The 22,247-nt window shown below is 61.7% G+C and carries 21 protein-coding genes; 10 read left to right on the forward strand and 11 right to left on the reverse strand.

Annotation, left to right across the window (positions count from 1 at the left end; all coding sequences use genetic code 11):
• Window position 1 precedes the first annotated feature (1 nt).
• Window positions 2-235, reverse strand: coding sequence for a flagellar basal body rod C-terminal domain-containing protein (locus tag OKC42_RS11130; protein WP_270819662.1), 234 nt, complete (start codon window positions 233-235; stop codon window positions 2-4).
• Window positions 236-306: 71 nt separating this feature from the next.
• Window positions 307-1,071 carry a pimeloyl-ACP methyl ester esterase BioH gene (gene bioH, locus OKC42_RS11135; protein ID WP_270819663.1) on the reverse strand — a complete coding sequence of 255 codons (765 nt, stop codon included), beginning with the start codon at window positions 1,069-1,071 and terminating at the stop codon, window positions 307-309.
• A gap of 38 nt (window positions 1,072-1,109) precedes the next feature.
• Here bioH and OKC42_RS11140 point away from each other — a divergent pair, with 38 nt between their 5' ends.
• Both OKC42_RS11140 and nfuA read left to right on the forward strand, forming a co-directional pair.
• Window positions 1,110-1,838 (forward strand): ComF family protein, encoded by a 729-nt coding sequence (locus OKC42_RS11140; RefSeq protein WP_270819664.1) that lies wholly within the window; start codon window positions 1,110-1,112, stop codon window positions 1,836-1,838.
• Window positions 1,839-1,918: 80 nt separating this feature from the next.
• Window positions 1,919-2,497 (forward strand): Fe-S biogenesis protein NfuA, encoded by a 579-nt coding sequence (nfuA, locus tag OKC42_RS11145; RefSeq protein ID WP_005340636.1) that lies wholly within the window; start codon window positions 1,919-1,921, stop codon window positions 2,495-2,497.
• Between the two features lie 69 nt (window positions 2,498-2,566).
• Here the strand turns inward: nfuA and gpsA are convergent, their stop codons facing one another.
• The 3 genes from gpsA to OKC42_RS11160 are packed head-to-tail and all read right to left on the reverse strand — an operon-like array spanning window position 2,567 to window position 4,526.
• Window positions 2,567-3,571 (reverse strand): NAD(P)H-dependent glycerol-3-phosphate dehydrogenase, encoded by a 1,005-nt coding sequence (gpsA, locus tag OKC42_RS11150; protein WP_270819667.1) that lies wholly within the window; start codon window positions 3,569-3,571, stop codon window positions 2,567-2,569.
• Between the two features lie 2 nt (window positions 3,572-3,573).
• Window positions 3,574-4,044, reverse strand: a complete 471-nt coding sequence (gene secB, locus OKC42_RS11155) for a protein-export chaperone SecB (RefSeq protein ID WP_005340639.1) — start codon at window positions 4,042-4,044, stop codon at window positions 3,574-3,576.
• A 50-nt stretch (window positions 4,045-4,094) separates the two neighbouring features.
• Window positions 4,095-4,526 carry a rhodanese-like domain-containing protein gene (locus OKC42_RS11160; protein ID WP_005340640.1) on the reverse strand — a complete coding sequence of 144 codons (432 nt, stop codon included), beginning with the start codon at window positions 4,524-4,526 and terminating at the stop codon, window positions 4,095-4,097.
• A gap of 246 nt (window positions 4,527-4,772) precedes the next feature.
• Between OKC42_RS11160 and gpmM the strand changes: the two genes are divergently transcribed.
• Together gpmM and envC are read left to right on the forward strand one after the other, a co-directional pair.
• Complete coding sequence (gene gpmM, locus OKC42_RS11165) at window positions 4,773-6,302, forward strand: 2,3-bisphosphoglycerate-independent phosphoglycerate mutase (RefSeq protein WP_005342668.1); 1,530 nt, start codon at window positions 4,773-4,775, stop codon at window positions 6,300-6,302.
• Between the two features lie 9 nt (window positions 6,303-6,311).
• Window positions 6,312-7,664 carry a murein hydrolase activator EnvC gene (envC, locus tag OKC42_RS11170; protein WP_270819670.1) on the forward strand — a complete coding sequence of 451 codons (1,353 nt, stop codon included), beginning with the start codon at window positions 6,312-6,314 and terminating at the stop codon, window positions 7,662-7,664.
• Window positions 7,665-7,795: 131 nt separating this feature from the next.
• On the opposite strand, the gene OKC42_RS11175 is transcribed toward envC, so the two are convergent.
• Window positions 7,796-8,446 (reverse strand): Qnr family pentapeptide repeat protein, encoded by a 651-nt coding sequence (locus tag OKC42_RS11175; protein ID WP_270819672.1) that lies wholly within the window; start codon window positions 8,444-8,446, stop codon window positions 7,796-7,798.
• Window positions 8,447-8,535: 89 nt separating this feature from the next.
• On the opposite strand from OKC42_RS11175, the gene OKC42_RS11180 reads away from it, so the two are divergent.
• The gene (locus tag OKC42_RS11180; RefSeq protein ID WP_005355407.1) at window positions 8,536-9,543 is read left to right on the forward strand and encodes a substrate-binding domain-containing protein; all 1,008 of its coding nucleotides are present in this window, start codon (window positions 8,536-8,538) and stop codon (window positions 9,541-9,543) included.
• A gap of 84 nt (window positions 9,544-9,627) precedes the next feature.
• Here OKC42_RS11180 and OKC42_RS11185 read toward each other — a convergent pair whose 3' ends face one another.
• The 3 genes from OKC42_RS11185 to OKC42_RS11195 are packed head-to-tail and all read right to left on the reverse strand — an operon-like array spanning window position 9,628 to window position 12,581.
• Window positions 9,628-10,269 (reverse strand): bifunctional 4-hydroxy-2-oxoglutarate aldolase/2-dehydro-3-deoxy-phosphogluconate aldolase, encoded by a 642-nt coding sequence (locus tag OKC42_RS11185; protein ID WP_005342660.1) that lies wholly within the window; start codon window positions 10,267-10,269, stop codon window positions 9,628-9,630.
• Window positions 10,270-10,278: 9 nt separating this feature from the next.
• Window positions 10,279-12,075 (reverse strand): phosphogluconate dehydratase, encoded by a 1,797-nt coding sequence (edd, locus tag OKC42_RS11190; protein ID WP_164535826.1) that lies wholly within the window; start codon window positions 12,073-12,075, stop codon window positions 10,279-10,281.
• A complete protein-coding gene (locus OKC42_RS11195; protein WP_005340649.1) occupies window positions 12,072-12,581 on the reverse strand; it encodes a gluconokinase in 510 nt (169 codons plus the stop codon). The genes edd and OKC42_RS11195 overlap by 4 nt, the downstream gene beginning before the upstream one ends.
• A gap of 245 nt (window positions 12,582-12,826) precedes the next feature.
• Here OKC42_RS11195 and gntU point away from each other — a divergent pair, with 245 nt between their 5' ends.
• The 4 genes from gntU (at window position 12,827) to OKC42_RS11215 (ending at window position 20,076) form a co-directional block, all read left to right on the forward strand.
• Window positions 12,827-14,167 (forward strand): gluconate transporter, encoded by a 1,341-nt coding sequence (gene gntU, locus OKC42_RS11200; RefSeq protein WP_005355418.1) that lies wholly within the window; start codon window positions 12,827-12,829, stop codon window positions 14,165-14,167.
• A gap of 150 nt (window positions 14,168-14,317) precedes the next feature.
• A complete protein-coding gene (pssA, locus tag OKC42_RS11205; protein WP_181363602.1) occupies window positions 14,318-15,667 on the forward strand; it encodes a CDP-diacylglycerol--serine O-phosphatidyltransferase in 1,350 nt (449 codons plus the stop codon).
• 190 nt (window positions 15,668-15,857) lie between these two features.
• Window positions 15,858-17,927 (forward strand): ATP-dependent DNA helicase RecG, encoded by a 2,070-nt coding sequence (recG, locus tag OKC42_RS11210; protein ID WP_270819684.1) that lies wholly within the window; start codon window positions 15,858-15,860, stop codon window positions 17,925-17,927.
• A gap of 31 nt (window positions 17,928-17,958) precedes the next feature.
• Window positions 17,959-20,076 carry an AsmA family protein gene (locus OKC42_RS11215; protein WP_270819685.1) on the forward strand — a complete coding sequence of 706 codons (2,118 nt, stop codon included), beginning with the start codon at window positions 17,959-17,961 and terminating at the stop codon, window positions 20,074-20,076.
• A gap of 54 nt (window positions 20,077-20,130) precedes the next feature.
• On the opposite strand, the gene OKC42_RS11220 is transcribed toward OKC42_RS11215, so the two are convergent.
• Window positions 20,131-21,039: a bifunctional GNAT family N-acetyltransferase/hotdog fold thioesterase gene (locus tag OKC42_RS11220; RefSeq protein WP_139437785.1), complete on the reverse strand. Its 909-nt coding sequence runs from the start codon at window positions 21,037-21,039 to the stop codon at window positions 20,131-20,133.
• A 51-nt stretch (window positions 21,040-21,090) separates the two neighbouring features.
• Between OKC42_RS11220 and OKC42_RS11225 the strand changes: the two genes are divergently transcribed.
• Window positions 21,091-21,771, forward strand: coding sequence for a spermidine synthase (locus OKC42_RS11225; RefSeq protein WP_270819788.1), 681 nt, complete (start codon window positions 21,091-21,093; stop codon window positions 21,769-21,771).
• On the opposite strand, the gene dtd is transcribed toward OKC42_RS11225, so the two are convergent.
• The gene (gene dtd, locus OKC42_RS11230; protein ID WP_270819687.1) at window positions 21,760-22,197 is read right to left on the reverse strand and encodes a D-aminoacyl-tRNA deacylase; all 438 of its coding nucleotides are present in this window, start codon (window positions 22,195-22,197) and stop codon (window positions 21,760-21,762) included. The two genes, OKC42_RS11225 and dtd, sit on opposite strands and share 12 nt — an antisense overlap.
• Window positions 22,198-22,247 lie beyond the last annotated feature (50 nt).

Genomic DNA, 22,247 nt, shown 5'->3' on the forward strand with positions numbered 1-22,247 from the left:
CTCACACCCGGATGTCGATCAGGGTTCCCATCATCTCGCTGGCCGTCTGCACTACCTTGGCAGAAGCGCCCGCCTGCTGCTCGGCCACCTTGAGATTGACGAGCTCATCGTTCACTTGCACCTGATCCCCGCTGGGGGTGTTGAGGCGGGCGATCTGATTGGATGCCTTGTCGGCAATCTGCTCGGCTCGCTGAAATCCCTGTACCCCGCTGTTGAAAGCAGAATCAATACGCATGGTGTTACTCCTCTGGTCACAGCTTAATTATCCGCCAGACCAGAGGATTAATGAAGCTTGCCGGCTGTTTTTTAGCCAACAAAATCTCGAACGATTTCAATGAATTCGTCAGGGTGGGAGATAAAAGGTGCGTGTGAGGCCTTTTTGAGGGTCACGCTGCGGCTGGCAGGGTAGAGATCATCCAGCAGGGGAATGGCCGCCTTGGGCACCAATGAATCCAATCGGCCATAGATCCGCAACCAGGGCAGAGCCAGCTCCCGCAGCGGTTCGCGCAGGTCAATCTCGGCCAACAGCGTCAGTCCAGCCTCGAGTGCGGCAAACTCGGGCGCCGGCCGCTCGGCCAGCCAGTGGCGCAACTGACGGATATCGTCCCGAGCATGCTCACTGCCCATGGCCTGGATCGCCAGAAAGCGCTCTATGGTCTGGCGAAAATCCCCCGCCAGCATCTGGTTGAAGCCGGTCAGTACTTTGGGGGCGATCCCCGGCCACTCATCGCGAGCCATGAAGCAGGGGGAGCTGGCCACGGTGACGAGGGAGTGCAACCGATCGGGATGAGTCAGCGCCAACTGGCTTGCCACCAGACCGCCGAGCGACCAGCCAAGCAGATGACACTTCTGCGGCAAGATGGCGGCCACCTGCTCGGCAAGCCAGGGCAGGCTGTAATCCACCTCGTCTGCCAGCGGGCTGTTGCCAAAACCGGGCAAATCCACCAGATGAACTCGATAGTGGCACGCCAGCTGTTGGGCAATACCATGCCAGACCGCACCATTCATCCCCCAACCGTGCAACAGCACCAGATCGGGCCCCTGGCCAAACTGCTCTACCGATATGCTCATCTAGACTCAAGATCCCTGTTCATGCTCTTGGGGTCAGCATGTTAAAGCGACTGCTCGCTAAAGCAAGCCCGCTGCTCGGCAACCACCGCGACTGGCAAGGGAGTTGCCTGCTCTGCCATCAGCCTTGCGACAACGAGCCCCTGCTCTGCAGCTGGTGTCGGCAGGCGCTGCACCAGTCACAGCCGAGATGCCACCTCTGCGCCGCACCGCTGGCTGACTATATAGAAGAGAACATACCGGTCTGTGGTCGCTGCCAGCGCAGACCTCCCCCCTGGGAGCGGTTGCAGGTGATCGGCGACTACCAGGCTCCCTACCCCATGCTGATCCCCCGGCTCAAATATTCCGGCCAGATCCTGCTGGCGCCGCTACTGGCACGCCTCTTGGCCGATCATCTGGATGGCTGCGAGCCGCCGGAGGCGATCATTCCGGTTCCCCTGCACTGGTGGCGGCAGTGGCGGCGCGGGTTCAATCAGGCGGAGGAGATCGCGCAAGCCCTTGGCGAGTTCACCGGCATTCCCTGCGACAACACCCTGTTGCAGCGCATCAAGGCAACACCGCAGCAAACAACCCTGAGCGCCGGGCAGCGGCGGCGCAATCTGCGCGGGGCATTCCGGATCCGCTCCCACCAATACCATCATGTCGCCCTGCTCGATGACGTTGTGACCACAGGCGCCACCGCCGGTCAGCTCAGCCGTCTGCTCCATGAGAGCGGCATCACAAACGTAGAAGTGTGGGCGATCTGTCGTACCCTGCGGCACAGCAAGTAGCCATCGGCATGCTACCCAAGCATTAATAACCGCGTTATCATGAATACCCTAGTCGTACACTCAGGTTTATGAGGATAGTGATGATCAGCATTTCCGACGCCGCCCAGGCCCATTTCCGTAAACTGCTGGAAAAACAGCCTGATGGCACCAATATCCGGGTGTTTGTGGTCAATCCGGGAACCCAGAATGCCGAGTGTGGCGTATCGTATTGCCCGCCCGATGCCGTGGACCCGGAAGATCAACACCTGCCCTTCAGCGGCTTCGACTGCATGGTTGATCCCCTGAGCGCCCCCTTCCTGGTGGATGCCACCATCGACTTCGTGACCGATCAGATGGGCTCCCAGCTCACCCTGAAGGCACCGAACGCCAAGATGCGTAAAGTGGCCGACGACGCGCCGCTGATCGAGCGCATCGAGTACGTGTTGATGTCCGAAGTGAACCCCATGCTGGCCGGTCACGGTGGCAAGGTCACCCTGGTCGAGCTGACTGAAGACAAACTGGCCATCCTGCAGTTTGGCGGTGGTTGCAACGGTTGCTCCATGGTCGATTACACCCTGAAAGAGGGGATCGAGAAGCAGCTGCTGGAGAAGTTCCCGGGCGAGCTCAACGGTGTGAAAGACGCCACCGAGCACCAGCGCGGCGACCACTCTTACTACTGATTTGCAGCCCTTGCAGCAAAGAAAAGGCCCCGCCATCTGGCGGGGCCTTTTGCATGGGCAATCGGCAGATTACTCGTCCTTCTTGTCTCGCGACAGCAGGGCGATGGCCGCCTCTTTCGGGTTCTTACCCTCGTAGAGCACCTTGAAGATCTGCTCGCAGATGGGCATCTCGACGCCGCAGCGGGCCGCCAGCAGATGCACCTCTTTGGTGTTGCGATACCCCTCCACCACCTGACCGATCTCGGTCATGGCGGTGTTCACATCCTTGCCAGCCCCGAGGGCCAGCCCGAAGCGACGGTTGCGCGACTGGTTGTCGGTACAGGTGAGCACCAGATCCCCGAGCCCCGCCATCCCCATAAAGGTTTTGGCATCGGCACCCAGCGCCGCACCCAGACGCTGCATCTCCACCAGACCCCGAGTGATGAGCGCGGTTCTGGCATTGGCGCCAAACCCGAGCCCGTCGGAGAGACCGGCACCGATGGCGATGACGTTCTTCACCGCCCCACCCAGCTGCAGACCGACGAAATCCGGATTGGTATAGACCCGGAACGAGCGGCCACAGTGCAGCAGGTGGGAGAGATCGTCGGCGAACTCGTCGTGAGTCGAGGCGACCGAGATGGCGGTCGGCAGACCGGCAGCCAGCTCCTTGGCGAAGGTGGGGCCGGAGATCACCGCCAGCGGTATCTCGTCACCTAGCACTTCACGGGCCACATCCTGCAGCAGACGGCCACTGTCCGGCTCCAGCCCCTTGGTGGCCCAGGCGATACGGGTATCGGGGCGCAGGAAGGGTTTGATCCGGGTCAGCACATCGCCAAAGACATGGCTTGGCACGACCAGCAGCAGCACGGGGGCAGCCTGTACCGCACATTGCAGATCCGCAGTCAGTTGCAAATCAGCAGGAAAAGGGACATCAGGCAGAAAAGCCTTGTTGCAGCGGTCTTGTTCCAGCTCGGCGACATGAGCAGGGTCGTGACCCCACAGCAGGGTCGGATGACCGTTGCGCGCCAGAGAAATGGCAAGGGCGGAGCCATAAGACCCCGCCCCCAAGACCGAGATAGCGATCTGGTCAGCCATTATCAGGCTTCCGCAGTCGCCTGCTGGGCCTGTGCTTGCGCCATGTGCTGGGCAAACAGGGCATCGAAGTTGACCGGTGCCAGGTTCAGCTGCGGGAAGGAACCCTTGCTCACCATGTTGGCCACGGCTTCGCGGGCATACGGGAACAGGATGTTCGGGCAGAAGGCAGCCAGGCAGTGAGCCAGTTGCGGCTCCGGCAGGTTACCGATGGTGAAGATACCGGCTTGCTGTACTTCGCACAGGAAGGCGGTTTCGGTTTCCAGTTTGCAAGTTACGGTCAGGGTCAGGACAACCTCGTACACGTTCTCAGCCAAGATGTTGGTCTTGGTATCCATATCCAGCTTGACGTCCGGCTGCCACTCTTTCTGGAAGATGTGCGGGGTGTTCGGCGCTTCGAAAGAGACATCCTTGGTGTAAACACGCTGGATGTGGAATTCCGGTTGTACTTCCTGGTTGTTGATCTCGTCAGCCATTTCGTTTGATTCCTTGTTATATGGATAAGTGGGCTCAGGCCCTGCTTAAATCAGCGTTTCTTGGTTACCGGCAGATTTTCTGCACGCCATTGGGCCATGCCACCGCCGAGCACATAAACCTGCTTGAAGCCAGCTTTGCTCAGCTGACGGCCCGCGCCGCCCGCAGTCATTCCCGACTCGCACACCACTATGATGGGGGCATCTTTATGCTTTTCAACCGGGCCCAGATTATTGCTCTGGATCTGGGTCAGCGGCAGGTGCTGGGCACCGGCCAGATGGCCCTTGGCGTACTCTTCCTGACTGCGAATATCCACCACGGTAGCATTCTCGCGGTTGATCAGCAGGGTCGCAGTGTGGTTGTTGACGGTTTTTACCGGAGACAAACGGGCACGCACCGTGGTGTAAACCAGGGTGCCAGCAAGGCCCAACCAGGCTGCGGTCAGCAGCGGGTTACGGGCCGCAAAATCCAAATACTCTTGCATCTTCTACTATCCAGGGACCAAGACAAGGGCCCGAGTATACATGGGGGTATTGATAAGATCAGCCATCTTGGCGGCAAAGCGCGAGCAGGCTCCCATCAACATTGGGCAGCGAGCATGGCAGGAAAGGCGTGGCTTGCGGGGCCACGGGAGCGCCCCTTGGCTATCAGGTGACTATTTCGGCAGATGTAGTAATATTACGCTAGTTTCATTTCCCGCATTTTTTCCAATCCGAGAGGACATAGTCTTATGTCAACAGCTAAGAAACCTTTGGTTCTGGTCATCATGGACGGTTGGGGCTACAGCACCAAGCAAGAGCACAACGCCGTCGCTGCCGCCAAGACTCCCAACCTCGATCGTCTGGCCCGTGACTACACCAGCACCCTTATCTCCGGCTCCGGTCTGGATGTCGGTCTGCCAGATGGCCAGATGGGCAACTCCGAAGTGGGCCACGTCAACATCGGTGCCGGTCGCATCGTCTATCAGGAGCTGACCCGCATCTCCAAAGACATCCAGGATGGCGAATTCTTCCAGAACGTCGAGCTGGCCAAGGCTGTTGACGCTGCCGTGACCAACGGCAAAGCAGTTCACATCATGGGCCTGATGTCCCCGGGTGGCGTACACAGCCACGAAGAGCACATCATGGGCATGATCGAAATGGCAGCCAAGCGTGGCGCCGAGAAGATCTACCTGCACGCCTTCCTGGATGGCCGCGACGTTCCGCCGCGCTCCGCCCAGTCCTCCATCGAGCTGTTCGACGCCCTGTTCGCCAAGCTGGGCAAGGGTCGTTTCGCTTCCATGATCGGTCGTTACTTCGCCATGGACCGTGACAACCGCTGGGATCGCGTGCAGCAAGCCTATGACCTGATGACCCAGGGCAAGGGCGAGTTCACCGCCAATAGCGCCACCGAAGCGCTGGCTGCCGCATATGCTCGCGACGAGAACGACGAGTTCGTCAAAGCCACCCGCATCGGCGAAGCTGCACCGATGGAAGATGGCGATGCGCTGATTTTCATGAACTTCCGTGCCGACCGTGCCCGTGAAATCACCCGCGCCTTCGTTGACACCGACTTCACCGGCTTCGCCCGTGCAGTCGAGCCGAAGCTGAACTTCGTGATGCTGACCGAATACGCGGCCGACATCAAAACTGCCTGTGCCTACCCGCCGACCGCTCTGGTCAACACCCTGGGTGAGTGGCTGGCCAAGCAGGGCAAGACCCAGCTGCGCATCTCCGAAACAGAGAAGTATGCTCACGTCACCTTCTTCTTCAACGGTGGCGAAGAGTCCTGCTTCACCGGCGAAGATCGCGAGATCGTGGCCAGCCCGAAAGTGGCGACCTATGACCTGCAGCCGGAGATGAGCTCCGAAGAGCTGACTGACAAGCTGGTTGCGGCCATCAAGAGCGGCAAGTACGACGTCATCATCTGTAACTACCCGAATGGCGACATGGTTGGTCACACCGGTGTGTTCGATGCCGCCGTCAAAGCCTGTGAAGCCGTTGACCACTGCATCGGTCGTGTCACCGACGCGCTGGCCGAAGTGGGTGGCGAGTGCCTGATCACTGCCGACCACGGCAACGCCGAGAAGATGCTGGACGAAGAGACTGGTCAGGCCCACACCGCCCACACCAATCTGCCGGTTCCGCTCATCTATTTCGGTCGCAAAGCCGAGGTAGTTGAAGGTGGCAAACTGTCCGATCTGGCTCCCACCATGCTGACCCTGATGGGTCTGCCGGTGCCGCCGGAAATGACTGGCAAGCCCCTGATGATTCTGAAATAATCCTTCCCCATGCGGGGATGCGAAGTTATTTCACAGAAAACCAGTCGCGTCGGCCTGTTGGCCGGCGCGCTGTTTTTTTGCCTGTCGTTTGGCGCCAGCAAACCGGCTTTGGCCGCCAATCAGCAGCTGGGGACCATGCAGTCCCAGATCAAAGAACAACAGCAGACCATCAAGCTCAGCAAGCAGGAGCTTGCCAAGCTCAATACCCAGCTCAAGGCTGACGAGCAGGCCATCTCGGCCGCCGCCGCCAAACTCAACCAGACCAGGCAGCAGTTGAAGCAGAACCAGCAGAAGCTGGCGACCCTGCAAAAAGACAAGCTGGCGCTGGAAGTTCAAGCCAAACATCAAAAGCAGTTGCTGGCCAAGCAGGCGGAGAGCGCCTTTCAGGCGGGTAACCACGACTACCTCAAACTGCTGCTCAATCAGCAGGATCCGGCCAAACTGAGCCGCTCCCTCGACTACTACGACTACCTCAACAAGGCCCGCATCGAGGCCATCGACGCCCTGCGCGCCACCCGTGACAAGCTGGCGAAAAACCAGCAGGCCACCAAAGAGACCGAAACCAGACTGCAGACCCTGCTTGCCGAACAGCAAGAGCATCATCAGACCCTGCTGGCCAGCCAGCAGAGCCGGGCCAAGGTGCGCAACCAGTTGCAGCAGTCGGTACAGGATGACGAGCAGAAGCTCACCAAGCTGGTCAAGGCGGAGAAGGCGCTGAAAGCCCGGCTGGAAGAGCTGCGCCGCAAGCGGGAAGAGCAGGAGCGCCGTGAACGGGCCGAGCGGGAACGGCTGGCCAAGCTGAAAGCGGAGCAGGAGCGTCAGCGCAAGCTGGCCGAACAGCGCCGCGCCGAGCAGCAACGACTCGCCGCTCAGCAGAACAAAACCGTCAAACCGGCAGAACCGGCCGAAGAGGTAGCCAGCAGCAAACCGGAGCGCGGCTCGGGCATCAGCAGTGCCGGTCACTATAGCGGTCTCAAGACCAATGGCAGCCTGCGCTGGCCGGTACAGGGACCGATCCTCATCTCCTACGGTTCGCCGCGCACCGCCCAGCTCAAGTGGAAAGGCACCCTGATCGGCGCCAGCGAAGGGACCCAGGTCAAGGCGGTCGCGCCGGGACAGGTGGTCTACGCCGACTGGCTCGACGGCTTTGGCATGCTGCTGGTGATCGACCACGGTAAAGGCTATATGAGCCTCTACGGTCACAATCAGTCGCTACTGCGTCAGGTTGGCCAGAATGTGGAACAGGGTGAGCCGGTGGCGCTGGTCGGTGACAGTGGCGGTCAGGACAGACCGGGCCTCTACTTCGAAATTCGCTATCAGGGCGAGGCGATCAACCCGACCAAATGGCTGGCCAAGGGTTGAGTTAACCCGGCCGACAAGCCATCACACGCTCACTAGCAAAAGCCTGCATCACGCAGGCTTTTGTCGTTTCAGGAGCGCCCTCCCCACTGTCGGCCCCATTTGATGAAAAATTACTTAATTTTTCGCTCGGCTCAGGGGAAGACAACCAGACCGATCTGCTCCAGCAAGGTCTGCTGCTGATCCTCGTTGATCTGCACCCCTTGCAGATCGACCCGGCGCAGATCCAGCCCCGGCAGGTCGCACTGGCGCAGATCGCAGCCTTGCAGCTTGAAGCTGGTCCAGTCGATCTGGCCAAACTCGGAGCCGCTGAGATCGGAACCCACCAGCGAGGCACCAAACAGGTTGGCCCCCTGCCAACGGTTGCCGGTCAGCTCGCACTTCTCCAGCAGGCAGCCCTCGAAGCTGGCGTAGCTGAAGTTGTTGCCGGTCAGATGGGCCTCGCAGAAGTAGCTTTTGGCGGTGATCTGATTGGCGAAGCTGGCATGGCTGAAGTTGATACCGACCGCCTGACAGTCGCGCAGCTCCAACCCCAGACACTGGCTGCGGCTGCAATCGGCCATGGTGAGATCACAGCGCAGAAAGCTGGCCTCGCGCAGATCGCAACCCTGCAACAGGCAGCCCCGTTCACTCTCCCGATCGTAGAAGCTGCAGTCAATGAAGCGGCTATCGCTCAGATCCAGCCAGGAGAAGTTGCAGCCGATAAAGCGGCACTCCGAGAACTGCTCCCCCTCCACATCCTGTTGCTCGAACCGGACATCCACGAACTGCTTGCCTCTGATCATCGGAAAACTCCTGCAAAAACGGCTTCATATGCTGACTTTATCCGCCAAAAACGGTAATGTTACATGTAACATCCACGCTGGACACCCCTATGAGCCCCACCCGCAAGCGCCGCCCCACCCTGCAAGATATCGCCGACCAGACCGGCGTGACCAAGATGACTGTCAGCCGCTATCTGCGCGACCCGCAGACCGTAGCGGAGGGGACCCGCGAGCGGATCGCGGCCGTGGTGGAAGAGCTGGGTTATATCCCCAATCGGGCGCCGGATATTCTCTCCAACGCGACCAGCAAGGCGATCGGCATCCTGATCCCCTCCCTCTCCAACCAGGTATTCTCTGCGGTGATCCATGGCATCGAGTCGGTGACCCGACCGGCCGGTTACCAGACCCTGCTGGCCCACTACGGCTACAGTCCGGAGCGGGAGGAGGAGCAGGTCGCGTCCCTGCTCTCCTATCACGTGGATGGGCTGATCCTCTCCGACAGCCAGCACACAGAGCGCACCCGCAAGATGATCGCCACCGCCGGCATTCCGGTGGTGGAGACCATGGATCTGCCGCAAACCCCCATCGACATGGTGGTCGGCATGGACCATAGAGCCGCGGCCCGGGCCATGGTAACAGAGATGCTGCACCGGGGCCGACGCAAGGTGGTCTATCTGGGGGCGCGGCTCGACGTGCGTACCCAACTGCGGATGGAGGGTTACTATCAGGCGATGACCGACTTCGGCCTCACCGGCCAGCATCTGCTGACCGAACAATCCTCCAGCTTCACTCTGGGGGGCGAGCTGCTGGATCAGGCGCTGGTGCGCTATCCCGACCTCGACGGCCTGTTCTGCACCAACGATGACCTGGCGGTGGGCGCCCTGCTGCAGTGTCAGGCCAAGTGGATCCCGGTGCCCCAGCAGATCGCCATCGCCGGTTGCAACGCCCTCGACATCGGCCACGCCATGACCCCCAAACTGGCCAGTATCGCCACCCCGCGGGAAGCGATCGGTCGGGAGGCGGCCACCATGCTGCTGGCACGTCTCAACGGCCAATCCCAACCCGATACCCGCAAGGATATCGGCTTCTCCCTCTATGTCGGGGAGAGTCTGGGGTAATCCCTTCCCTCACCCACTTAAGTCACGCCGATAACAAACAGGCCACCCGAGGGTGGCCTGTTTGGTTTTCGGCACAACTGATGCTTAGCGTTTTACCAGCTCAACCGCTTCGCGGGAGAGGCGGGTCACCTCTTCCCAGTTGCCGCTCTTGACCGCATCGGCCGGCAGCATCCAGGAGCCGCCGACGGTGGCGACACACTTGAGCGCCAGATAGTCGGCCACGTTTTTCGGGCCGATACCGCCGGTCGGGCAGAACTTCACCTGAGGCAACGGCGCGGCAATGGCGGAAAGCGCCTTGGTGCCGCCGTTCGCTTCGGCCGGGAAGAACTTCAGGTGGTCATAGCCCGCTTCCAGCGCCTGCATCACTTCAGACGGAGTCGCCACGCCCGGGATCAACGGTGCAGTGCTCTTGGCGGCGTGAGCCAGCAGGGCCGGGGTCATCCCCGGGGAGATGACGAAGCGGGCACCGGCAGCAACGGCTGCGTCAAACTGCTCGCAGTTGAGCACGGTACCGGCACCGACCATGGCATCCGGCATCGCCTTGGCGATGAGGGCGATGGCATCGAGCGCCACCGGGGTGCGCAGGGTGATTTCGAAGACAGAGATGCCGCCGTCGAGCAGCGCCTTGGCCATCGGCAGGGCCTGATCCAGCTCGTTGATAACCATCACGGGTACCAGCGGGGAGGCGGCAAACACCTCGGCCGGGGTCACTTTCCAGTTCTGCATAGCTCTTCCTTAGTCAAAGATGGTGGCGCCACACTCGGCGCTCGATACCGCGCGACGCATCACGCTGAACAGTTCACGACCCCACCCCTCTTGTTCCGGAGTGAGGTCAATCTCGGCCTGGGTGCGGCCACTCAAATCGGTCAGGCAGTCGAGGCTGCCGTTTACCGCGTCAACCCGCAGCAGATCGCCATCGGCCAGCAGACCGATGGCCCCGCCGTGCAGCGCTTCCGGAGTGACGTGGATGGCGGCCGGGATCTTGCCGGAGGCACCGGAGAGACGGCCATCGGTGACCAGCGCCACCTTGTAACCCGCCTTCTGCAGGTTGCCGAGCACCGGCATCAGCTTGTGCAGCTCCGGCATGCCGTTGGCGGCCGGGCCATTGTGGCGCACCACGATAACGGCATCCTGATTGAGATCACCCGCCTTGTAGGCCGCTTCCACCGCATGTTGGGAGGAGAAGACCCGCGCCGGTGCTTCAATCACCCGATACTCGGGAGCCACAGCGGAGACCTTGACCACGGCGCGGCCCAGATTGCCCGCCAGCAGCTTGGTGCCGCCGGTGGCCTGGAATACGCTGCCGGAAGGTGAAAGCACGCTCGCATCGCCGCTCTCGCCGACCGGCTGCCACACCAGCTGGCCATCCACCAGTGCCGGACGGCTGAGGTAATCCTGCATCTCGCCAAAGACCGGAGTGGCGTCCATGTGGATCAGCCCCTCTTCTGCCAGACGGCGCATCAGGCCAGGCACGCCGCCTGCCTGTTCGAAGGCGTTGACGTCGGCCGGGCCGTTCGGGTACATGCGAACCAGCAGCGGCACCACGTCGGAGAGATCGCTGATGTCATCCCAGGTCAGTACCAGACCGGCCGCGCGAGCCAGCGCCACCATGTGGATGCTGTGGTTGGTGCTGCCACCGGAGGCGAGCAGGGCCACCAGACCGTTGACCAGCGAGCGCTCATCCAGCACCTCGCTCAACGGGCGATAGGCCGGGGAACCCGGGATCATGGCGCTGATACGGCGGGCCGCTTCGGCGGTCAGGGCGCGGCGCAGCTCGCTATGCGGGTGCACAAAGGCAGAGCCCGGCAGCATAAGGCCCATGGCCTCGAATACCAGCTGGTTGGTGTTGGCGGTGCCGTAGAAGGTGCAGGTGCCTGCCGCGTGGTAGGCGCCGCACTCCATCTCCAGCAGGGCATCGCGACCCACTTCACCGGCGGCGTACTTCTGACGCACCTTCACCTTCTCGTCGTTGCTGATGCCGCTCGCCATCGGGCCGGCAGGCACAAATGCAGTCGGCAGGTGAGCGTGGGAGAGGGCCCCCATGATCTGACCCGGAGCAATCTTGTCGCAGATGCCGAGCAGCAGGGTGGCATCAAAGGTGTTGTGAGAGAGCGACAGTGCGGTCGCCTGGGCGATCAGGTCGCGGGAGAAGAGGGACATATCCATCCCCGGCTGCCCCTGAGTCACGCCGTCGCACATGGCGGGCACACCGCCAGCGACCTGGGCGCTGTGGCCCAGCTCGGCCAGTACCGCTTTGATCTGATCCGGATAGCCCTGATAGGGCTGATGGGCGCTCAACATATCGTTGTAGGCGGTGACGATGCCGACGTTGGCGCGGGTCATATCGAGAATGCGACCCTTCTCGTCACTGCTGCAGGCGGCCACGGCGTGGGCCAGGTTGCCGCAGGCCAGCGCGGCGCGGGTCTTGCCCTGATCTGCCTGGCGCTGGATGCGGGCCAGAAATGCCTGACGACGGGCGACACTGCGCTCGCGGATGCGGGCGGTGACGTCGGAAATTACCTGATGAATCATTGGGCTTGCTCCAATGCTGTGACGGCGCGGTCAACCACCTGTTCGAAGGTGCCGTCTATATCAATGTGGAATACACCGGCTTCGCCATCCGGGCGCTCCAGGGTATCGAACTGACTTTGTACCATGCTTTCACGCATGAAATGGCCTTTGCGGGCACGCATCCGCTCGAGGATCAGCGGCTGGCTGCCATCGAGGAAGATGAAGCTGACCGACTCGTTGCCTTCGCGGATCTGGTCGCGGTACTTCTTTTTGAGGGCGGAACAGACAATGATGCCGGTCTCGTTCTTCTGCTCGAGACTGTAGGCGGCGTCGCGGATCCGCTCCAGCCAGGGAGCACGATCCTCATCGTTGAGGGGATTGCCGCCAGCCATCTTCTGGATGTTGGCCTTGGGGTGCAGGTCATCACCATCGATGAACTTGGCGCCCAGCGCTTCGGCCACTTTCAGACCCACGCTGGATTTGCCGCTACCACACACACCCATCACGATAATGCACTTACCCGCCATAATTTGACCTCTGTCCCACTTTTCAAAAAACCAGCTGTTGATGGGTTCTAATCTAACACGTTACCGGTAACATGTTACCGGTAACGATTGAAAATGTGAAGTCTGCCACAGACTGAGCAAACCCATAGTCACCTGGGCATATGATGTTGAGCCCTTGCCATAAATCTAAATAAATCATAAAGATATGGTTTGCCGACGGATCGGCAAGGTGTCACGACTGAACTTGGAAAAAGGAACGCATAACAATGTCTGACCTCTCCCTGATCATGACAGCCGCCGGCTCGATTGTGCTGCTGCTCTTCCTGGTGATGAAGGCCCGGCTCCACGCCGTGGTAGCCCTGATCCTGGTCTCCATGGTGGCGGGTCTCGCCGCTGGCATGAACCCGGCCGACATCGCCAACACCATCCAGAAAGGGATGGGTGGCACCCTCGGTTTCGTCGCGGTAGTGGTGGCGCTGGGCGCCATGTTCGGCAAGGTGATGGAAGTGACCGGTGCCCTCGACCGGGTGGCTCACACCCTGCTCGGCAAGTTTGGCGTCAAGCGCGCCAACTGGGCCATGGCCCTGACCGGCTTTGTCTGCGCCCTGCCGCTCTTCTTTGACGTTGCCGTGGTGCTGCTGATCGGCGTCGCCTTCGCCATCGTCCGTCGTGGTGGCGGCAGCGTGGTGAAGATCGGTATCGCCCTGCTGGCCGGTATCGCCACTTGCCAGGCCTTCCTTATCCCGGCGCCGGGCCCGATCCTGGTGGCATCTCAACTGGGTGCCGATTTCGGCTACATGATCCTGTTCGGCCTGATCGCTGCCGTACCGGCGCTGATCCTTGCTGGCCCGCTGTTCGGTGACTTCATCAGCAAGATCGTCGATGTACCGCTGCCTGCCGATGCCCAGAACAGCGTCCACGATGACAGCAAATCCCTGCCCTCTTTCGGGCTGGCCATGGGCCTCATCGGTTTGCCGCTGCTGCTGATCGGCCTCAAGACCATCGTCGGTCGCTTCGTCGAGGCGGGCTCCACCCTGCACAATTGGCTGGAGTTCATCGGTCACCCCTTCACTGCCATCATGGTCGCCTGTCTGGCCGCCTTCTATCTGCTGGGTATTCGCCGTGGCATGTCCCGTGACGAGGTGATGAGCGTCTGCAACAGCGCCATCCAGCCGGCAGGCGTCATCATTCTGGTGACCGGTGCCGGTGGTGTATTCAAACAGGTACTGGTTGATTCCGGTGTGGGCGCAGCTCTGGGTAACATGCTGGCCGACTCCGGTCTGCCTATTGTCGCACTGGCCTTCATTCTGGCCGCTGCGGTACGGGTGATTCAGGGCTCTGCCACCGTCGCCATGCTGACCGCCTGCGGTCTGGTGCTGCCGATGCTGGAGCCGCTCGGCCTGAACGGCGCCCAGCTGGCGGCCGTCACCATCGCCATTGGCGGCGGTGCCATCGTGCTCTCCCACGTCAACGACTCCGGTTTCTGGCTGGCGAACCGCTACCTCGGCCTGACCGAGAAGCAGACCCTGCAGACCTGGACCGTGATGGAGACCATCATCGGCACCACTGGCGGCGTGATGGCGATGATCATCTACAGCTTCCTCTGACAAGGGCGAAATGCTGACAAAAAGGCCTCACTCGTGAGGCCTTTTTCATCTTTCTGATGATTCTTTCTTTGGCTGAGAGGGCGAGATTGCTAGAATCGCCTATTCATCGCTCCGAGTGGAACGCTTAACCCCGTGATTTCAGGTTTATCTATGCATTCATCGGCCCATTATCGACAACTGCTGGCGCGCCTGCCCCAGATCGCCGTCGCAGCGGATCAGTTTGAAGTGCTCTATAGCGCCCAGGATTTCAAACGCCGCATTCTTGCGCTTATCGCCAGTGCCACCCGGCGCATCTATCTGGTCGCGCTCTATCTGCAGGATGACGAAGCAGGCCGGGAGATCCTCTCCGCCCTCTACGCCGCCAAGCAGCGCAATCCGACCCTCGACATCAAGCTGTTCGTCGACTTCCACCGTGCCCAGCGCGGCCTGATCGGCAAAGGCAAGCAGGGCGGCAACCACCTGATGTATCAGGCCATGGCTGCCGAACACGAGCACCAGATCGAAATCTACGGCGTGCCGGTCAAAGGGCGCGAGCTGCTCGGCGTGCTCCACCTCAAGGGCTTCATCTTTGATGATGTGGTGCTCTACTCCGGTGCCAGCCTCAACGACATCTACCTGCATCAGCAGGATCGCTACCGCTTCGATCGCTATCACCAGATCACCAGCCCGGAGCTGGCCCGCAGCATGGTCAACTACGTGGATGATCTGTTCGTGAAGAGCGATGCCGTGCAGCGACTGGATCACAGCGATATCCCCAGCGCCAAACAGCTGAAGGGGCCGATCCGCCGCTTCAAGCAGAACCTGCGCCAGAGCCAGTACCGTTTCAGCACCATGCCGGTCAACACCCAGGAGGTGGCCGTCACCCCCATGGTGGGTCTGGGCAAGCGCAACAATCAGCTCAACCTGATGATCCGCAATCTGGTGCGCGCCACCGAGCGGGAGATCTTCATCTGCACCCCTTACTTCAACCCCCCCAAGGAGTTGAGCAAGGATATCGAGGATCTGCTGCAGCGCGGTTGCAAAGTCACCATCGTAGTGGGCGACAAGACCGCCAACGACTTCTTCATTCCGCCGGAAGAGAAGTTCTCCACCATCGGTGGCCTGCCCTATCTCTACGAGACCAACCTGCGCAAGTTTGCCGAGCGCAACCAGCGCCACATCGACGACGGTCGCCTCAACCTGATGCTCTGGTGTTGCGAGCGCAACTCCTACCATCTCAAGGGGATCTTCGTGGATGACGAGTGGGCCCTGCTCACCGGCAACAACCTCAACCCCCGCGCCTGGGCGCTGGATCTGGAGAATGGCCTGCTGGTGCACGATCGTCGCCACCTGCTGCGTCCCCAGTTCAACGCGGAGCGGGAGAACATCCTGACCAACACCAAGCGGATCAGCCACTTCGATCAGGTAGAGCAGATTCAGGACTACCCGGAACAGGTGCGCAAGCTGCTGGGACGGATCCACCGGGTCAAGGCTCACCTGCTGCTCAAACGCATCATCTGACCTTGGGCGCCATGCGCCTGCACCTTGCCTGTTGGCAGCCGCACAAAGGCCTCCCGTTTTCGGCAGGCCTTTGTTATATCCGCCGTTTCCCCCGTCTTGGCGGCCCAACCAGCAGCAACTCGGCTTGCATCGGCACCTCAACAACCCCTATCATCTGGACATATTTACAGTGTTTTCGGGCATCTAATTGATGAAATTGGATAAAATTCCTCTCGATAGCCTCAAGGGTGTCGGCAGCAAGATGCTGGAGAAGCTCGAGCGGCTGGGGCTGGCCACGGTACAGGATCTGCTGTTCCACCTCCCCCTGCGCTACGAGGACCGCACCCAGGTGTGGCCCATCGGCGATCTGCCGCCCGGCCTGCACGGCGCCGTCGAGGGGGAGATCCAGGACACTCAGCTGGTGATGGGGCGCCGCCGCATGATGGTCTGTCGCATCAGCGATGGCACCGGCACCCTCACCCTGCGCTTCTTCAACTTCACCGCCGCCCAGAAAAACAGTCTGGCGGCGGGCCGTCTGATCCGCTGCTTTGGCGAGGTGCGCCCCGGCAAATACGGGCTGGAGATGGCCCATCCCGAGTACAAGCTGCTCGGCGAGGAGCAGGCCGGTCAGACCGAAGAGGCGCTCACCCCCGTCTACCCGACCACCGAAGGACTGCGCCAGCTCACCCTGCGCAACCTCACCGATCAGGCACTGGCCCAGCTCGATCTCTATGGCGTGGAGGAGCTGCTGCCCGCCGGACTCTATCCCCATCAGATTGAGCTGGCCGCCGCCCTGAAATTGCTACACCGCCCACCCCCCTCGGTGGCGCTGCCGCTGCTGGAAAGCGGCCAACATCCGGCCCAGCAGCGACTGGTACTGGAGGAGCTGCTGGCGCACAACCTCTCGGTCCTCAAGGTGCGCGCTCAGGCGCAAACCCAGCTGGCTCGCGCCCTCAAACCGGCGCCCGAGCTGGCTGAACAGCTGCTCGGCGCCCTGCCGTTCAAGCCCACCGGCGCCCAGAGCCGGGTAGTGACCGAGATAAGCAAGGATCTGCAACAGAGCCACCCCATGATGCGGCTGGTGCAGGGGGATGTAGGCTCTGGCAAGACCCTGGTCGCGGCACTGGCCGCCCTGCAGGCTATCGGCAATGGTTGTCAGGTGGGGCTGATGGCACCGACCGAGCTGCTGGCGGAACAGCACGCCATCAACTTCGCCAAGTGGCTGGAGCCGCTCGGCATCGGAGTCGGCTGGCTGGCTGGCAAACAGAAAGGCAAGGCGCGGGAAGAGTCGCTGGCCGCGATCAAAGATGGCAGCGTCAAGATGGTGGTGGGCACCCACGCCATCTTTCAGGAGCAGGTGGTGTTCCAGCGCCTCGCCTTGGTCATCATCGATGAACAGCACAGATTCGGGGTGCATCAGCGCCTCGCCCTGCGGGAAAAAGGGGAGCGGGAAGGGGTGCATCCCCATCAGCTCATCATGACCGCCACTCCCATCCCCCGTACCCTGGCAATGACCGCCTATGCCGACCTCGACACCTCGGTCATCGACGAACTGCCGCCGGGCCGAACCCCCATCACCACAGTCGCGCTGCCCGACAGCCGTCGCGGCGATGTGATCGAGCGGGTCAAGCTCGCCTGCACCGAGGGCAAGCAGGCCTACTGGGTCTGCACCCTGATCGAGGAGTCGGAGGTGCTGGAGTGCCAGGCAGCCGAGGATACCGCTGCCGAGCTGCAGAACCTGTTGCCCGGTCTGCATATCGGGCTGGTGCACGGCCGGATGCGGCCGGTGGAGAAACAGCGGGTGATGGAGGAGTTCAAGGCAGGCATACTGCAACTGCTGGTCGCCACCACCGTCATCGAGGTGGGGGTGGATGTGCCCAACGCCAGCCTGATGATCATCGAGAACCCGGAACGGCTTGGGCTGGCGCAGTTGCACCAGTTGCGTGGGCGGGTTGGCCGGGGGGCGGTAGCCTCTCACTGCGTGCTGCTCTATCATGCCCCCTTGTCCAAGACGGCCCAGAGCCGACTCGGGGTGCTGCGGGAGACCAACGACGGCTTCCTCATCGCCCAGCGCGATCTGGAACTGCGCGGCCCGGGGGAACTGCTCGGCACTCGCCAGACCGGTCTGGCCGACCTCAAGATCGCCGATCTGGTGCGGGATCAGCCGCTTATTCCGCAGGTGCAAAAAATGGCGCGCTTCCTGATGGATAGGCACCCAAGTCATGTCGAACCCTTGATTCGCCGTTGGCTCGGTCTGCGAGACCACTACTCAAACGCCTGACAACACATCCCAAAACAGGAGGAAAGCAACCATGAATTCCTGGCTACGCGGCCTGCTCTACACCTTCGCCTTCCTGCTGCTGTTTGTCTGGGTTGCCCTCGGCCTGTTCGACGCCGAGCGCGCCAAAGGCCCCATCGCCAGCTGGATCAGCCAGCAGACCGGTGTGCCGGTCACCATAGGACGGCTGGTGTTCAACCCGCTGCACCCCTACACCCTGCTGGCGGAGCAGGTGCGTTATGGCGATGCGGTCTCCCTCGACAAGATCTATCTGGAGATCGAGAGCATCGACTGGCTGAGCCGCGACGTGCGCATCGCCCATCTCGATCTCATTCGTCCCGCCATCAAGCTGCCGCTACCCAACCAGCTGCCGAACCTGCCGGTGCACTCTCTCACCATCAGCGACAGCACCATAGACCGGCTCAGTCTGGAGAGCCCCGAGCTGACCCTGCGCGGCCTCAATGCCACCCTGAGCGACTGGGAGCTGATCGACCCGAAACGGCAGCCACAGGCCAACCTGAGCCTCAATATCGGCCAGCTGGAGACTCCGCAAGTCACCTTCGCCCGCCTCAACCTGCAAGGACGGCTGGAAGGAGAAGTGCTGCGCACCGACAAGCTGGTGACCAACCTGTTCGACGGTCTGCTGGAGACCGGTATGGTGCTGGACTGGCCCGCTCGAACCCTGCAACTGCACGATCTCAAGGCGCGCGGCATGCGGGTTGAGCTGGGTGATCTGGCACAGCAAGGCTTCCCGCAGCGCTTCCCGTTGCAAAGCGTGTCGCTGGATCGCGGCCAGCTGGACGGCGTCAGCCTCAACGACATCAATCAGGAGCTCTCCTTCAACAACTTCAGCGGCCAGCTCACCGCCTTCAACTGGCAGGCGGGCAACCAGCCCACCGGCTATCTGAGCGGCACCTTGGGCGACATGGGCCGCGGCCTGTTCCAGCTGGAGGAGATCAAGGGCAAGCTCGCCTTCTCACCCCAGCAGATCGACGGCGAACTGCAGGGCAAGGCCTATGAAGGGGAGTTCAATGTCGAGCTCTCCCTCGATAGCCAGCAGCAGAAGCTGACCCTGAAAGACGTGGCGCTAAGCGGCATGGATATCAGCCTGCCACAGGGGTGGTGGCAGGATTGGCAGAGCTGGCGCCCGCAGCAGGTCGATATCCGCAAGCTGGCGTTCGACAAGCTCAAGGTGCTCTCCTTCGACGATACCCTGCCCCTATCGCTGACCGGCTGGCAGCTCTATCTGAGCGATCTCGCCCTGCGCGATAACCAGCCCGGCCCGCTGCTCGGCCGCGCCCGCATCGAGAGCAAATGGTTCGAGCTGGTGTGGGATGGCCTCAGCGCCCGCAACGGCGAGCTGGATGGGGAGCTGACCCCCAGCTCCTGGCAACTGGGCAAACTCACCAGCTCGCTGCCGGATGAGGGCACCTTCAGCCTGAGTGGCCAGTGGGGCCGCGAACCTGGCCAGAGCAGCCGCCTGCAACTACAGGCGACCAAGCTGGATCTGCAGCAGTGGGGCAAGATATTCCACTCCCCTGTCTCGTTCGCCGGCAAGGCGGATCTGAGCGCCGACCTGCAAGCCGAACAGGGCAAAACGGCAGGCGAGTGGCGCCAGACCCTGCAAGGCAGCTTTGCCCTCGATGCCGACGAGCCGTTCTGGGACAAGGTGAAGATAGATCCGCTGCTGGATGAGTGGTTCAAAGGGACGACCCCGCCCACCCTGACGCCGGATCAGCTGTGGCAGGCGATGCAGGAGGGTGACACCCCCTTCTACCGCATCAAGCTGCAGGGCAAGATCGACAAGGGGCAACTGCAGATCGAACAGGCTGGCGCCTCCACCATCACCCATCTGCTGGCGCTGCAAGGGGGGATCGATCTGGTCAACGAGCAGTGGCAGCTCGATCTGGGGATCCTCAATGGCAACCGCTGCGCCGAGCTGCTCGGCCAGTGGCGTGGGCCGCTGACGGAACCCACACTGGCCTGGAGCTTCCCGCAGAAGCAGGACGCCTGCGGCTGGGAAGTGGGAGTACGCTATCCGCCGCAAGGCAACAGCGCCCCGCTCTGGCGACCGGCTCCCGCAACGAAAGCCCAAAACCAGGCCCAAGTGCAGACCCAAGCCGGGCAGACAAACGACAGCCAGCAAGGGTAAAAACAGACAAGGCCTCATGATGAGGCCTTGTTGTTTGATGGGGAAACGATGCGGTTACTGGCCCGGACGGCGGGGCGGCTGCACCACGTAGTGGCCGCAGAACTCCGCCGCCAGTTTGCTGCCGCTAAACAGCTGGATCTTGAGGCTGAAGGTGGCAGGCTCGCCCCGTTTGAGCGGCTGCAGCACGGCGGGCATCCCCTCGCGGGCCACCCGCGCCTCCGGCTCCTCATCGACCGGGCCATGATATTTGATGGAGCTCTCGGCCAGCACCGGCTCGCCCACCAGCCCCTCCTCTTTAAGCTGCAGCCAGATCAGCCCCCAGCCCGCCAACACACACTGGCTGTAGACACTGCCGGCGAACATGCTGCCATGCACGTTGAAGTTGGCCGCCAGATTGGCCTTGAGGTGGAAAGTCTGGCCATCATAGTGGCTGATGTGCATCCCCATCTTCTCGCTGATGGGCACCCCGCGCGACCAGCGGGTGGTGAGATCCTGACACCACTCCGGCCGGTACTGGATAGTCTGCAACGGGCTCAGGGATTTGATCATCTGGCGATGGGGAATGCGACCAAATGAGACAGGGCCGCCCCCCACTTCGAGAAAGCCGCACTTGCGATAGAACTCCACCGCTTCCTGACGGGCGTTCATCACCAGCCGTTTCACCTTCTCGCTGCGGGCCAGCTCTTCGAGGTCCTCCACCATTTTGGCGCCCAGCCCCTGACCGCGATATTCGGGACGCAGCGCCATAAAGCGGATCTGCGCCTCGTCACCGCCGATAAAGAGACGTCCCACCGCGATGGGAGTGCCATCGGGTGCCAGCATCAACCGGTGAATGGCGACGGTGTCGTATTCGTCCCGCTCGGAACCGACGGGCAGATTGAAGGGCTTACGCAGAAGCTCCCAGCGCAACTGGTAGTAGGCATCCAGCTCGGCGACTGTCTGAGGGGTGACTACCCGGTACATAGTTTCATCCTTGAGTTACACTGGTCGGAAACCATCTTGCCGTGCAAATTCATGGACTTCAATCTGCAAGCGTACCAAGCCGATCACTTGTTGCACCTCAGCGTCAAACCCCAGCGCCGCCTCACGGTACAGGAAAATAGCCACCACCGCTGGCTGGAGATAGACGGCGTGGTGCAATCCGCCATGTCGCTCGCCGACCCCGCGACCCTCTGTCTGCCCCATCAACGGGTCATCGCCTGCCTGCTGCCGGAGCAGGCCACCCGGATCCTAGAACTGGGTCTGGGTGGCGGCGATCTCACCCGCCATCTCTGCCAACGCTGGCCAGATGCTCGCCACGAGTGCGTCGACCTCGACGAAGAGGTGCTGACCGTTTATCAGCAGTTTTTCCAGCATCAGGAGAGCGATGAACGCGCCGCTCCGGCACTCCATCAGGCCGATGCCCTCGCCTTTCTCGAGCAGAGCGAGCAGCAGTACGACCTCATCCTGCTCGATCTCTTCAGTCAGGATGGCAACCCGCTGCTACTGTTTCAGGAGCGACTCTACCGGGCGCTGGCTCCCCGCCTCTGCGGCACTCTGGTCATCAACCTGCTGCCACGCACCGCGCTTGAGCTAACCCACGCCCTGACGCTGATCGAACAGTGGATTGGCCCGGCAACCCCCTATCCGGTAGCGGGGCTCATCAACGTGATCGTCCACGTCACACCGCGGGACGAAACATCCTCAGACCTGTAGCCAGAAGGTCGTCGGCCCCTCGTTGACCAGCGCCACCTTCATGTCGGCGGCAAAACGCCCGGTTGCGGTCGGGATGCCGCTGGCGGCGGCCTTGGCCACGAAGTAGTCATAGAGGCGTTCGGCCTCGCTCGGGTGGGCACCGCAGGAGAAGCTCGGGCGCATCCCACTCTTGGTGTCGGCCGCCAGGGTAAACTGGGAGACCACCAGCAGACTGCCGCCGATCTGGCCGACATTGAGGTTCATCTTGCCGTTCTCGTCACTGAAGACCCGATAGCCGCTCACCTTGTGCAGCAGCTTGTCGGCCTTGGCCTCATCATCCCCCTGCTCCACCCCGAGCAGCACCAGCAGCCCCTGACCGATGGCGCCGGTCACCTCCCCCTCGACGGTCACGCTGGCCTCGGAGACCCGCTGAATCAGTGCAATCACATCCCTCTCCTCTCAAAACAGAACGACCGCCCCGGCTCGATTGCAGGGGC

Source organism: Aeromonas sp. Y311-2, assembly GCF_027706025.1.
Taxonomy (GTDB): domain Bacteria; phylum Pseudomonadota; class Gammaproteobacteria; order Enterobacterales; family Aeromonadaceae; genus Aeromonas; species Aeromonas veronii.

Coding starts and splice junctions, on each gene's coding strand:
- edd (WP_164535826.1), bottom strand. CDS start 12,075: ATGATTCATCAGGTAATTTCCGACGTCACCGCCCGCATCCGCGAGCGC.
- envC (WP_270819670.1), top strand. CDS start 6,312: ATGCGGGGATGCGAAGTTATTTCACAGAAAACCAGTCGCGTCGGCCTG.
- OKC42_RS11160 (WP_005340640.1), bottom strand. CDS start 4,526: ATGCAAGAGTATTTGGATTTTGCGGCCCGTAACCCGCTGCTGACCGCA.
- OKC42_RS11185 (WP_005342660.1), bottom strand. CDS start 10,269: ATGCAGAACTGGAAAGTGACCCCGGCCGAGGTGTTTGCCGCCTCCCCG.
- gpsA (WP_270819667.1), bottom strand. CDS start 3,571: ATGGCTGACCAGATCGCTATCTCGGTCTTGGGGGCGGGGTCTTATGGC.
- gntU (WP_005355418.1), top strand. CDS start 12,827: ATGTCTGACCTCTCCCTGATCATGACAGCCGCCGGCTCGATTGTGCTG.
- recG (WP_270819684.1), top strand. CDS start 15,858: ATGAAATTGGATAAAATTCCTCTCGATAGCCTCAAGGGTGTCGGCAGC.
- OKC42_RS11130 (WP_270819662.1), bottom strand. CDS start 235: ATGCGTATTGATTCTGCTTTCAACAGCGGGGTACAGGGATTTCAGCGA.
- OKC42_RS11225 (WP_270819788.1), top strand. CDS start 21,091: ATGGACTTCAATCTGCAAGCGTACCAAGCCGATCACTTGTTGCACCTC.
- OKC42_RS11215 (WP_270819685.1), top strand. CDS start 17,959: ATGAATTCCTGGCTACGCGGCCTGCTCTACACCTTCGCCTTCCTGCTG.
- OKC42_RS11140 (WP_270819664.1), top strand. CDS start 1,110: ATGTTAAAGCGACTGCTCGCTAAAGCAAGCCCGCTGCTCGGCAACCAC.
- OKC42_RS11195 (WP_005340649.1), bottom strand. CDS start 12,581: ATGGCGGGTAAGTGCATTATCGTGATGGGTGTGTGTGGTAGCGGCAAA.
- nfuA (WP_005340636.1), top strand. CDS start 1,919: ATGATCAGCATTTCCGACGCCGCCCAGGCCCATTTCCGTAAACTGCTG.
- OKC42_RS11175 (WP_270819672.1), bottom strand. CDS start 8,446: ATGATCAGAGGCAAGCAGTTCGTGGATGTCCGGTTCGAGCAACAGGAT.
- secB (WP_005340639.1), bottom strand. CDS start 4,044: ATGGCTGACGAGATCAACAACCAGGAAGTACAACCGGAATTCCACATC.
- bioH (WP_270819663.1), bottom strand. CDS start 1,071: ATGAGCATATCGGTAGAGCAGTTTGGCCAGGGGCCCGATCTGGTGCTG.
- gpmM (WP_005342668.1), top strand. CDS start 4,773: ATGTCAACAGCTAAGAAACCTTTGGTTCTGGTCATCATGGACGGTTGG.
- pssA (WP_181363602.1), top strand. CDS start 14,318: ATGCATTCATCGGCCCATTATCGACAACTGCTGGCGCGCCTGCCCCAG.
- OKC42_RS11220 (WP_139437785.1), bottom strand. CDS start 21,039: ATGTACCGGGTAGTCACCCCTCAGACAGTCGCCGAGCTGGATGCCTAC.
- OKC42_RS11180 (WP_005355407.1), top strand. CDS start 8,536: ATGAGCCCCACCCGCAAGCGCCGCCCCACCCTGCAAGATATCGCCGAC.